General features: G+C 61.6%; 5 protein-coding genes. 3 read left to right on the top strand and 2 right to left on the bottom strand.

The window, feature by feature from the left end; all coding sequences use genetic code 11:
* Window positions 1-24 precede the first annotated feature (24 nt).
* Genes ACN0VH_RS12050 through ACN0VH_RS12040 form a run of 3 tightly spaced genes read left to right on the top strand, consistent with a single transcriptional unit; the run spans window position 25 to window position 1,944 of the window.
* A complete protein-coding gene (locus ACN0VH_RS12050; protein WP_417700712.1) occupies window positions 25-477 on the top strand; it encodes a host attachment protein in 453 nt (150 codons plus the stop codon).
* Window positions 478-479: 2 nt separating this feature from the next.
* Entirely contained in the window at window positions 480-1,442 is a 963-nt protein-coding gene (locus ACN0VH_RS12045; protein WP_417700711.1) for a Crp/Fnr family transcriptional regulator, read from the top strand.
* Complete coding sequence (locus tag ACN0VH_RS12040) at window positions 1,417-1,944, top strand: Hsp20/alpha crystallin family protein (protein WP_278923654.1); 528 nt, start codon at window positions 1,417-1,419, stop codon at window positions 1,942-1,944. The genes ACN0VH_RS12045 and ACN0VH_RS12040 overlap by 26 nt, the downstream gene beginning before the upstream one ends.
* Before the next feature lie 660 nt (window positions 1,945-2,604).
* Here ACN0VH_RS12040 and ACN0VH_RS12035 read toward each other — a convergent pair.
* A complete protein-coding gene (locus ACN0VH_RS12035) occupies window positions 2,605-11,025 on the bottom strand; it encodes a GH36-type glycosyl hydrolase domain-containing protein (protein WP_417700710.1) in 8,421 nt (2,806 codons plus the stop codon).
* On the bottom strand, window positions 10,995-12,011 hold the full coding sequence (locus tag ACN0VH_RS12030; protein ID WP_417700709.1) for a universal stress protein: 1,017 nt from the start codon (window positions 12,009-12,011) through the stop codon (window positions 10,995-10,997). Before ACN0VH_RS12030 ends, ACN0VH_RS12035 begins: the two co-directional genes overlap by 31 nt.
* Window positions 12,012-12,175 lie beyond the last annotated feature (164 nt).

The following is a 12,175-nucleotide window of genomic DNA, read 5'->3' as shown; positions in this document are numbered from 1 at the left end:
AACCTGTGCACAGTGGAGGATGTGATGCGTCAAAAGACATGGGCCCTGATAAGTGATGGCGTCCGTGCCCGCATTCTGCGGCACCTTGAAGACGGCGATTCGCATGACCCGATAGAACTCGTCAGCAAGGCAAAATCGACGCATCTGCGCGAATATCTCTCCGACAAGGCGGGCCGCAGCTTCGCATCGGGCGGCGAAGGGCGGCGCTCTGCCATGGAACCCGGGTCCGACCCGGTCCTGCGCGACATGCAGGATTTTGCGCGGGAAACCCTCAGCGTTCTGGAAGACAACTTTCGTGAGGGGCATCTGACCCGACTGGCGGTTTTCGCCGCACCAAAGATGCTGGGCATCTTGCGCCGAGAAATATCCGCCACCCTGAGTCGTGCCGTGATCCTCGAACGCGATCTCAATCTTATCAACCTGCCGGAGACGGATCTGCGCGACGCCGTACTCCGGGCAATTAGAAAGGAGCCATAGACATGATTCAGACTGCACGTGATTTAGGAATGGGTTTGCCTCGGCCCCGAACCGAGATCCACGCAGCATTCAAAGCGTGTCGCACATGCAAGTTACGCGGTTCTCAACTTTGCCGCATCATCAAGAATGAGCCTGTTTTCGGCACTCATCCGCCAATTCTGCGCCGTTTTGGCCGCGGAGAGCGAATCTTCGAACAAGATCAGAGCAGCGGCTTTTTCGGAATTGTCCGACGCGGGTATGCACGAAGATCAGTAATAAAGGTGAGCGGTAAACGCATCCTGGTGGGACTAGCGATACCCGGAGACATCGTTGGCGGGCTTCTCAGTCAGGAGCATGGCTATGATTTCGAGGCCGCCACCGACATCGAAATCTGTTCTTACGACAGCGCGACGATCAAGCGGCAGCTGGAAATCAACCAGCCTTTCCGAAAGTCACTGCTGCAGGAAATGAACCATCAGCACCACCGACTTTTGGACGCGCTTTGGCACAATGGTTCGTTGACCAGCCGCGAGCGGATCATTGGCTTCCTCATCAGGGCAGTAGAGTTCATGCCGACCGAGCCACTCCCCGATGGGAGCCTTATCCTGAGCATGGAACTCGACCGGGGCGACTGGGGGGACCTGACCAATACCGTCGTCGAGACGATCAGCCGGACGTTGCGATATCTGGAAGGGAAAAAGCTGATCACCTGCCTTACACCCTACCGGTTCCGGATTCACGATCTCGACTCGCTCGCGACCATTGCGGGCGTGGAACTGCCCGCTCGTCGCGTGGCAGAGGGTGACCACTCAAAGCGGATGGAAACCTGCTTCAGGTCGCTGAAATCTGGCCACCGGATGACCGCCGTCAATGCACTGGGGCATGGTGCAAATAGATTAAACGCTGTCATGAAACCTGTGTCCGTGCAGAAGCGCGGCCTTGACAGAAGGAGACCTGAGGATGTCCAAGAAAAAGTCCGAGATTGAAGTTCGCAGAGAGACGCCACCAGCGACCGTCGAGGGGTGGCCATCAATGCTTTCGCTCAGAAACGAGATTGATCGGTTGTTCGACGATTTCGGTACGGGGTTCTGGCGGCAACCGCTGCTGCCGCGCCGGGTCCATTCATTGTTCCCCGAAAGCGCTGAGTGGGCGCTGCAGCCGGCGACGGAGTTCGTGGAATGTGACGGTGAATACCGGGTCACGGCCGAATTGCCGGGCATGACCGCCGAGGACATCGACATCAAGCTGAGCGATGGAACGATGACTATTCGCGGTGAAAAATCGGAGGAAAAGAAAGAGGAGAAGGAAGACTACCTCGTCAGTGAACGCCGCTACGGGGAATTCCAGCGCACCCTTTCCATGCCCTCCGGTGTCGACGCCGATGCCGTTTCTGCAGATTTCGCCAATGGCGTGTTGACCGTGACGTTACCAAAGACCCCGGAAGCGAAACAGAAGGAACGCAAGGTGGATGTGAAATCCGCCGCCTGAAGCCAACGGCGCAGTCCAAATCCCCGCCCCCAGATGGAGGCGCATTCTTGCCCCGGCAGCCTTGTCCCTGATCTGTCCCTTGACTGCCTGCTGCCGGGGGTTTCTTTTTGATCGCCGCCTTGTGGATCTGACCGAAGGCCATGGGTGTCCATTCAGCCGTGGCCGAACCGAGGTTTTGTCCCACAGTGACAGCCAAGACGGCTGGCGCGCCAGTTTCTCAAGCCCCCCCAATCCAGCAGCCAACCCAAATCAAAGAAAGGCCCGCCCCATGCCCGCAGCCAACGTTTCGAACGTTAACCAGCAACCCGGTAGAACATGCTCCCGTTGCAGCGGGTATGACCTCATTGAATGCGAAACCACGACGTCAATCTGGAGCGGGGAAAAACCTTATGTAATAGAACGAATCCCCGCACTGCGTTGTGCAACCTGTTCAGAAGTCCTGATTGACTGCGAGACCGCAGAAACCTTGAAGCAGATCGGTCATGAGGTTCTGAACGGAGGCATGACCGGGCGCAAGATCGAGGTGCCGGTGATTACCTTCCCGGCGTCCGCCTTCTAAGCAGCGCGCATTTTTCCCACCACACCGACGACCTTGTTTTAGCCATGGGTTTTGGCGCAACGTGGGCAGACGGTGCAGAAGAAATAAATATCGCCGGGCGTTCATGCCCTCGCGCTGGCCTGTCGCGTATGCTTGATGCTGCCGCGGCAGACTTGCACGTGAACCTGGCGGGGCGATCCGTCGGTTGGAAACTCCACGAGCATCCCGTCTTCACCCTTCCCATCCTGCGTATTGGCAGAACTGCCATCCCTACAATCGACCTGCTGCACCTCTATCGCAATGGACCCGGCCTGTCCCCGCACCGTCGCGCGGTAACCGGTCCAGTCCGAAGGCAGGCAGGGGGCGATGTGCAAGGCGCCGCCCCGCAGTTCCAGACCAAGGATCCCTTCGACCGCCAGGCGCCAGCCCCAAGCCGCGGCGCCGGTATACCAGGTCCATCCGGCCCGACCTTCAAACGGGGCCGCACCACCTACGTCTGCCGGCATGATGTAAGGCTCACCGCGATAGTCGAGCACCCCCTCAAGAGTTGTGCTGCGCCGCGCGGGGTTGATCAGGTTGAATATCCGGTAGGCTTCATCGCCGTCGCCAAGCCGCGCGAAGGCCAACCCGAACCACGCGGCCGCGTGGGTATACTGGCCACCGTTCTCGCGGACCCCCGGCGGATAGGCGCGAATGTAACCGGGATCGCGTGGCGTCTTGTCGAAGGCCGGAGTCAATAGCCGCACAAGCCGGTGTTCGGGGTCGATCAGATGGGCGACCGCCGACCGGAGCGCCTGTTCGGCGCGCGCCCGGTTCGGAGCGCCCGCCAGAACCGCCCAGGACTGGGCGATGCTGTCGATCTGACACTCGTCATTCTGCGCCGACCCCCACGGCACGCCATCATCGTCAAAGGCGCGAATATACCATTCGCCGTCCCAGGCGCAGGCTTCCGCAGCCCGCCGCAATTCCCCTGCACGCTTGCGCCAGAACCCTGCCTCATCCGCGCGGTCAGACAGATCGGCCAGATCGGCACAGGCATCGCCGCAATACGCCGCGAACCATGCCAGCCAGACACTTTCACCGCGACCCCGGCAGCCAACCCGGTCCATGCCGTCGTTCCAGTCTCCGCTGCCGATCAGTGGCAGACCGTGCGCCCCCTTGGTCGCGCCGCGCTGCATCGCACGCAGGCAGTGATCAAGCAGCGTTGCCTTTTGTCCGATCTCGAACGCAGCATAGCGGTCCTCTTCGTCCTCGGCCAATGGCGGGGCGGAAAGAAAGGGCACCTGCTCGGTCAGGATGGATGTGTCGCCGGTGGCGCGGACATAGGCATGAGTGGCGTAGACCAGCCAGAGCATATCGTCCGAACAACGGGTCCTGACACCGCGCTCCTCTGGTGGGTGCCACCAGTGCAGCACATCACCCTCTTCAAATTGGTGGCCTGCGCAATCAAGGATATGGGCGCGCACGCGATGCGGCTCGGACAGCAGGAACGCCATCATGTCCTGCAGCTGATCGCGGAACCCGACGCCACCGCTGGCCTGCTGGAACCCGGCGCGCGCGAGGATACGGGAGGCAAAGGACTGATACGGCAGCCATCGGTTCACCATCAGGTCGAAGGCCTCGTCCGGTGTCTCGACCCGGATCGCGCCAAGACGGTGCTGCCAGACATCCGCCACAGCCTGCGTGGCCGCAGCCGCCTTTTCAGGTGACGCAAAGGTCTCGGCGAAGGTTTCTACCTCGGCCAGGCTGGTGGCAGCCCCGAGCACGAAGACCACCTTTTCCGTCGCACCCGGCGCGATATCAAGATGCAACTGGTAGGCTGCGCAGGCGTCCTCCACTGTATCTGTCCGCCCCCAAGGACTCCACCGCCGCAGACCTTCGGGCAGTGCAGTACCACCGGGCCCCAGAAAGGCATCACGGTCACATGTCATCGCATGCGCCTGCCGGCTGGCAGTCAGGAACGCGATCTGGTCAGCAAATGCCGGTGACCAACTGCTTTGCGCGATCAGCGCCCGGGCCGTGTCGTGATAGCCTGTCCTGACATGCGGCTTGGCGATCGACGGCGTCGCCCCAAGTTGCCAGTCGGCATAACAGGTCGCAGTGATGCGCCGCGGGCGGTCGGTGGTGTTCGTCAACTCCAAGCTGATCAGCTTGACCGGCGCATCCTTTGGCACCGAAACCGAAAGCCGCTGTGTAAGCCCCTGCGAGAACCGCTGCCAAACCGTCTCGCCCGCCCGGTGCGTGGTGCGGCAGGGTGCCTGATCGCCCGCTGGCAACGGTGTGACCGTCCAGATCCGTGCGGTTTCTTCGTCTCGCAGATAGACCGCTTCCCCCTGTGTGTCTGAGACTGGATCGTTTGACCATGGCGTCAGGCGGAACTCCCCGCTGTTGAGGCTCCAGGTGAAACCCAGCCCAGATTCCGTGACGATTGTGCCAAACTTGTCGTTGGCAATGACATTGCACCACGGCACTGGGGTCTTCAGGCCCGGCTCGGTCTGTATGAAATAGTCCCCATTGTTGGGGATAAAGCCCCCGAGACCGTTGTCGAAAATCAGGTCTTTGGGCCCCTCAGAAGGCTCGAACGTCTCGGTCATCGGTTGGCCACCAGGGGAGAAGACCGGTGGTTTGACGTAGTTTTCCGGCGCTGTCGGCAGCGCCACATCCAGCGTTGGTGCAGCCCCATCAAGCGTCACCCGCGCAAGCGTTTCAAGGGCGCGCACCTGTGACCGCGAAATACGGTCAACGCTGTGCAGATGAATACCGCCGTCGCCGCCAATCCCCTCAGCGAGCCCGGCATCGCGAAGCGCATCGCGCAGTCTCGCGGCAATCGGCGCTTCGTAACTTGAAGCCTTCGTGCCAAGAACCACAAGATCGGACCGCAGGCCATTTCGTCTAAGCCAACGCTGCGCGCGCACAAGGAAGGGGAGAAGATCAGCCTTTTCTGCGCCCGCGACCCGGACCAGCATGATCGGGAGGTCACCAGAAACACCCAGCCCCCACAGGTCGGGTTGTCCTGATCCTGTGGTCTCTCCGGTCGCGGCGCTCCTTGCAGGCGGCCTAAGCAGATGGGTGGCCAGGCGCTGTGTTTCGGCCATTTCCGATGGTGTCAGCCCGACACGATTTGCCTCATCTGCGGCTGATCGGGCGGCATCCTCAAAGGCCCAGTCCAGTGCGGGAGCGGTCGCGTAGCGTTCTGCCGTGTCGATTGCCGCCTGCCGTGACCCGGCCGCAATCGTTAGAAAAGCGAATGTTGTACGCTGTCCCGGCGCAAGACTGGCCCGCGCCCGCAGCGCAGCAACCGGATCGAGAGTCCACCCTGTCGTCCCCGTCATTTCCGCGTTTGCAGCGGCGAGATAAGTTCCGTGGCGACCGACCAGCGCCCGCCTGTCCGTCTCGGTGCCCTCAAGGACCACGCCCCGGTCCTCACATAACAGCCGGTGCAGCATCACCGGCGGCGCATCTTCGGGTCGGCGTGGACGCCGGGTGAAATACACAGCGTTCATGTCCGACAAGATCTCGCTCCTGACGAAGAGCTTGCTAAAGGCAGGGTGGCGTTCATGCGCCGTATGCGGTGCAAGAACCGGTTCCGCATAGGTCGTGACGTCGATCACGCGGCGGCGGTCGTCATGATTGACCAGCGTAACGCGCCGGATCTCCACGTCATCGGCGGCAGCAACGCAAATTTCCTGTGTTGCGGCGATGTCATGGTGCTGCAGATGGAAGGACGCTTTTTCGGCGTGAAACATCACATCCATCCATTGTTCGGGCCTGCGCCGGAATTCCCATGTCGCGCCATCCTCGGCATCGCGTAGCAAAAGCCGCGCCGCGCCGTTGTCGCTGACAGGATTCCCGCCCCAGCTGGTTAGCGACTGCCCGTGCCGCCAGATGCTTCCCGTTGCTGCGCTCGACAGCCAGATTGACAGATGCCCGTTCCCGAGTGTGTGGACCTGCGGCGCATCTGTGTTCTCGGCGGGCCAGCCGTGCAACGGGCGAACGCGTCGTTCAATCTGCTCGGGCAGCGTCGAGCCTGCGTCTGGCAACGGCTCCGGTATATATTCCCACGGCACCCGTTCATGCATCAGCAGATCAATGGCGGAAATGCGCGGGTCCCGGCTAAAACGACGCACGAAAATACTGTCGTTGAGCGCGTTGCCAATGGCAGACAGAAGCATCCCCTGATGGTGTGCCATATAGGTGAAAACCGGCACATGGGTGCCTGTTTCGGGCAACCGCGAAGGTGTAAAGTCAACGGCATCGTAGAATCCGTAGCGCCCCCGGATGCCGAGCGCCTCAAGCCTGCGTAGATTGCGCACGACGGCCCCCGGTCGGACCGACAGCGCAAGCGCACTGGCGTAGGGGGCAACAACGTAGTCCTCTGCAAGTCCCTGGCGCATACCCAGCCCGGCCACGCCGAAGGCGCGATACTGGTAGTTCAGCGCCGTGTCCCGTGCGGAGAATGCAGCTTCCGACACCCCCCAGGGCAGACCGAGCCTGTCTCCGTAGCGACGCTGAATATCGACTGCGGCCTGCTCGCTCTGGCCCAGCAACTGACCCGGAGCACTGCGGATCAGAAGCGCCGGCATAAGGAACTCGAACATTGATCCGCTCCATGACAGGACCGTAAGTGGACCGGAGGACCGCGAGATCGGCCGCCCCAGATGGAACCAGTGTTCTGCCGGAACATCGCCTTTGGCGATGGCGACGAAACTGGCCAGCCGCGCCTCGGACGCGAGCAGATCGTAGCGGTGATCGTCCATCCGGTCGAAGCTGAGATTGTAGCCGATAAAGAACGTCCGGGTTTCCCGGTCATAAAGAAACGTGAAGTCCATTCCCATCGCAAGCCCGTCGGCCTTCTGAGCAAGGGCCAACAGGTTGTCGCGCAAAGCCACCTGTGCGGACTGTCCAGCGGAAATGGCGGCCTGTAGCTCTGTGCCGTCGACGCCGGTTTTCACAAGGTCTTCAATGCCGTCCTGCAGGCGTTTCAACGCATCCTCAAGCTGCGCGAGCGGCATGTCCGGACACAGCATTTTTGCGACTTCACCGGCGTGTTCCTCCAACTTCATCCACCCGTCGATCACCAACCACGGGCAAAGGGTGTCGAGATCACGCATGAAGCTTGCCGCGTGATGGCGGCTGCGCTCGAACCAGAAATGCAATTCTTCCGGATCGGCGCCAGGCGTGGCATCCAGGGCTTTCAGGATGGCCCCGGATAGCTTGGGCAAGTCTTCTTCAAGACTCCGACAAAGAGCCCTGCGCCACCCAGCGGGATCATCGCGAGCCGCTTCGGCTCTCTCGCAGAGGACGCGGATCCGCGCCCCTATCACTTGTGAAGGTTCAGTCGGCAGATCGCCGGTTGCCTCTGCCAACACTCCAAGCGTGTCGATGAAGCCGTCCCAGAGGGAGCGCGACAGCGCCGGGCCATTCGCGACCTCGATAAAGCCTTCGCGCAGCGTCAGAAGTGACACCGAGAGGTTGCCACTGTCCACTGTTGAGACATAGCGAGGCTCCAGCGACAGAAGGGTGCGCGTATCGAACCAGTTCACGAGATGCCCTTGGTGGCGCTCGATCCGTTCCAGCGCCTCCAGCGTATACTCAGTCCGCTGCGCGAGGTCACGCAATCCGACATGTCCGAGATCAAGTGCCGTAATGGACGACAGGAATTGCATCCCGATATTCGTGGGCGATGATCGGTGGGCGATTTTCGCCTCGGGATCGGTCTGGTAGTTGTCGGGTGCCAACCAGTTGTCTTCAGGTCCGGCGAAGGTCTCAAAATAGGCCCATGTGCGCCGCGCGATGTGGCGGAGCCAGGCAACGTCAATGTCGGAAAGACTGTCCTCTGCGGGCTGCCATGGTCGACATATCAGGTAGGCGATTTCTGGCGACAGGATCCAGAGCACCAGCAGCGGCAGTGCGCCAGGCAAGGCGGCAGGTGCCAGAACGGCCAGTGTGATCGTGATCGCGAGACCAAGCAGGGGGGCGCCCGCCATGTCGATCCAGAAACGCGCCCGCGTATTGGCACCGGTTGCAGCAACATGGGCGGCGGTCGACCATTCCAGCATGTTGCGCCGCGACACGGTGAGCCGCCACAGCGCACGACAGATAGCGTCGAGGCAGATGACGGCCTCATTCGCCATGAATGCGATTTCCAGAAGCCAGCGGCCCACGTGGTCACGCAGTTGTCGCCAGCGATCCTGCACAGCGCCGCGGCGACGCCCGCGCGATATTCCTGCGGCGATGTGGGTCACAAGATAGCTGCCGGGGGCTGCCACGGTCAGCAGTGTCCAGATCAGAGCCGCCTCGGGGATCACGAGCCAGCCGCACAGGGCAAGCAGCACAAGCGACGGAGCGATCAGGCTCCGGCGAAGATTATCAACGATCTTCCAACGATCGAGTGCAGACAGAGGATTGCGTAACCGATCACCGCTGCGCCCCGGTGCCTGTCGGCCAAGCCAGGGCAACAATTGCCAATCCCCGCGAATCCAGCGGTGCATGCGACGTGCAAAATCCGGGTAGCGCGCGGGAAACCCTTCATAGAGCACGAGGTCGGTTGCCAGAGCCGCCCGCCCGTGGAGCCCCTCGAACAGGTCGTGACTGACCAGCGCGTTTTCTGGAACCCGGTTCCTGAGGCTGCGCCGAAAGGCCTGTGCGTCATAAGCCCCCTTTCCGGTGAAAATCCCTTCGCCAAAAAGGTCCTGGTAAACGTCGGATACCGCACGGCTGTAAATGTCGATGGCGGTGTCGCCTGTGTAGAGCCGCGTAAACGGCGAAACGGCCCCCGCTTCGGGGGATATTTCGATCCTGGGCTGGATGAAGGTGTAGCCCGCGATGACACGCTCTCCATCCTTGTCGAATTCAGCGCGATTGAGCGGATGCGCAAGCGCGCCAATAAGGCTGTGTACCACGCCCGGGGGCGCAATTGTGTCGGCATCAAGCGTCACGATATACCGCGCGGCGCGCAACCTTTCGACATCCCCCTCGGTCAGGGGGAAGGCATCCGTGCCCCCGTCATCCAGGAAGTCATTGAACGCCTCGATCTTGCCGCGTTTGCGCTCCCATCCCATCCAGATGCCGTCCACCTGGTTCCAGCTGCGTCGGCGATGCAGCAGGACGAAGGGCGCGGTTTTCTCGTATCGGCGGTTCAACTCCCGGATACCGTCGACAAGTGCCGCCTCAAGCGCCTGGTCCCCCTCCGTTACTTGTTGCGTGGCATCGGCAGGATCGCTCAAGAGCGCGTAGCGCATCTGTGGATCCGGGTTCGTCAGCATGTGACGTTCAATCTGCGCAAGAAGGGGAGGAACCTCCTCGGGGCTGCGGAAGATGGCCGGGACGATAACGGCTGCCTCGACACCTTCGGGCAGTCCCTTTTGGAAATCCATCTTGGGCAGCCCCCGCGGCGGCACGGTCTGCGTGACAAGCCAATTGGTCACCGTCACCGCAATGATCGAAGCAGGCATCAGCAGCAGCAGACCACCAAGCGCAAGAGCAACGCCGCTTGCACCCCAGGTGATGAGCAGCGCAAACGGTATGGCAAACGCCAGTGCGGCAACTCCGACAAGGCCCGTGACATAGACCCATCCCGGTCGGCGCAGCGCCAGGCGGCGAAAGGCTTCGGTGCGCTTGCCCCGATAGCCCGTCAGCGCCTCGAACTCGGCACGGCCACCATCGACCAACCACCATCCGATATGGTTCTGGCGTGGCGATCCCGTATGATCGCGCGACATGCGAACCGCCTCGCGCGCGATGTCCGGCTCAGACTGTCCGGTCCCATCGGCAAGAACCTCGATCGCCTGCCGATACCGGTCTCGCGTGTCAAAATCCATCTCGGGATATAGCCCGTCGGGTGACCTGCGCAGGATTGCCTCGACATGACTTGTGGCTTCGACGAATGCTTTCCAGTCGATCCGCTCAATTGCGGCAAGCGCCACGATTGCCCGCGACAGGGCGTCGGTGGGATCACGCTCTTGCCAGTTCTCGGGTCTGTCCAACCCTTGAATGGGCGGCGCGAGTTCCGGGACAAGACAACAGAAGGTCGTCACGATTTCTTCAAGCGCCACGAGCCGAAGCATCACAGGGAATGCCCAAAGTTCGGCGAGGGAGAGCCCTTCCTCGCCTTGGAACTTGTTCACGAAAGCCGTCGCAGTCGCTGCGTCGATCTGCGCGTGTGTTTCATCAACGTAGCTGCGAGCTGCAAGAAACGCACGCGGCCCGCCCCATGCTTCCGACATGGCGGATCGGGCGAGACGGCGATAGAAAGTCGGCGGCATATCCTCACGCACCTGACGCACCGCCCGACGCACATGATACTCGTTATCAAGGAGCCACTCTGCCGCTTTCGAGGCTTCGGGCGGTGGCGCCCGGCAGATGCGCCGCGCCTCATCCAGCCAGGCGGGAATCTTGTCGAGGTGCTTCCATACGGGTACGGCCCTCGCGGGGCCAGGATCCACGCAATTGTGCTGTATTTGGGTTTCGGACGCAGTGGCGACCTGCTCTTGCAGCTGCGAGGCGGGCGGCGTCACGGCTCTTGCCGCAAGCCAGCGGGCCATCTCGGTGTTGTACCGCCTGCGCGATGAGTGCTCATCTCCGCGTTCCGGATCAGCAGAACTGGTGTCACAGCACGGGAGAGCAGATATTCTGCGGTGCTCCCGATGGGCAGATCCGGATCGTTTCCCAGCCCGCGGGCCGAAAGGACCACCAGCTCGCCCCGTTCCTCGCAAATCGCCTTCATCAGGGCTCGGCGTGGCTCATCTCCGCTGAGCCGACGGACACGGTTGCCGTGTCTGTGGGCGGGGAGCAATCGACGCAAACGCTGAATCCGATCTTCGGCTGTGCGTGCTGCCTCATCCTTGAGTTCACGCCAGAGCGCCTCATCCCCCTGTCCCGTCCGTCCAGTGCCGAACCCGCCGACATGCGAAACAGCGTGAAGGATGACCAGTTCTGCCGCGCGGATCCGCGCAATCGCGGCGGCGAAGCGAAGCGCGGCTTCCGACAGCGGCGAACCATCCATTGGGACTATGATACGGCGCCTCCTTGAGGGCTCACCTGCTATTTCGTCGGGAACGAGCAGAACCGATCCATGAAAGACCTCTGCAAGATGCCTGGCCGTCCCACCCAGGCCCCATCGGCTCGGCGGTCCGAAAGTCCCCGTGCCCAAGACCAGAAGATCCACATCGCAGCGCAGCGCCTCTTCGTGGATGCACCGCGCCGCTGAACCGCAAGCCACGATCGCACGTATCTCGGTGGTCGCCCCGGCCGTGTCGGACATCCGTAGCAGATCGGCAGTCTCATCTCGTTTGGTCAATTCCCAGTCGATCGGATCGGCGCAACGAAGCGTGGACGACACCGCGGGCACAACCCGCATGGCTGTCAGGTCAGCCCCCGTCTGGTTCGCCAGCAATACAGCTTGTTCCAGTATGCGCGCGGCATCAGGGGACCGGTCGAGACAAACCATCACATGGCGTAACAGGCGAGCGTCGCTCGCCTGCCCATGTGGCCGGTCCACGATGGTCGACCCGGAATGAATATCAGGCATGGGCAACCTCCCGTCCATGAGACGCTAAGTTATTGCTTGAAGCTTGGGCCTATATGCTACCCGCACAGGCCAAGCGTTCATTGACGGGGCGCAATTCGCCCGCCTTGCACCTGACACAATCATAGCGCGACCAGAGAGGTCTGATGTCATTGATAGCTGTCAAT

The sequence above is a fragment of the Pseudophaeobacter sp. genome, assembly GCF_048267565.1.
GTDB classification, from domain to species: Bacteria; Pseudomonadota; Alphaproteobacteria; order Rhodobacterales; family Rhodobacteraceae; genus Pseudophaeobacter; species Pseudophaeobacter profundi.
The sequence above is the reverse complement of the archived record's forward strand: the minus strand, read 5'-3'. Positions and strand labels throughout refer to the sequence as shown.

What these genes read in the sequence shown, in the direction of transcription:
- ACN0VH_RS12050 (WP_417700712.1), top strand. Translation starts at nt 25, where the DNA reads ATGCGTCAAAAGACATGGGCCCTGATAAGTGATGGCGTCCGTGCCCGC.
- ACN0VH_RS12045 (WP_417700711.1), top strand. Translation starts at nt 480, where the DNA reads ATGATTCAGACTGCACGTGATTTAGGAATGGGTTTGCCTCGGCCCCGA.
- ACN0VH_RS12040 (WP_278923654.1), top strand. Translation starts at nt 1,417, where the DNA reads ATGTCCAAGAAAAAGTCCGAGATTGAAGTTCGCAGAGAGACGCCACCA.
- ACN0VH_RS12035 (WP_417700710.1), bottom strand. Translation starts at nt 11,025, where the DNA reads ATGGCCCGCTGGCTTGCGGCAAGAGCCGTGACGCCGCCCGCCTCGCAG.
- ACN0VH_RS12030 (WP_417700709.1), bottom strand. Translation starts at nt 12,011, where the DNA reads ATGCCTGATATTCATTCCGGGTCGACCATCGTGGACCGGCCACATGGG.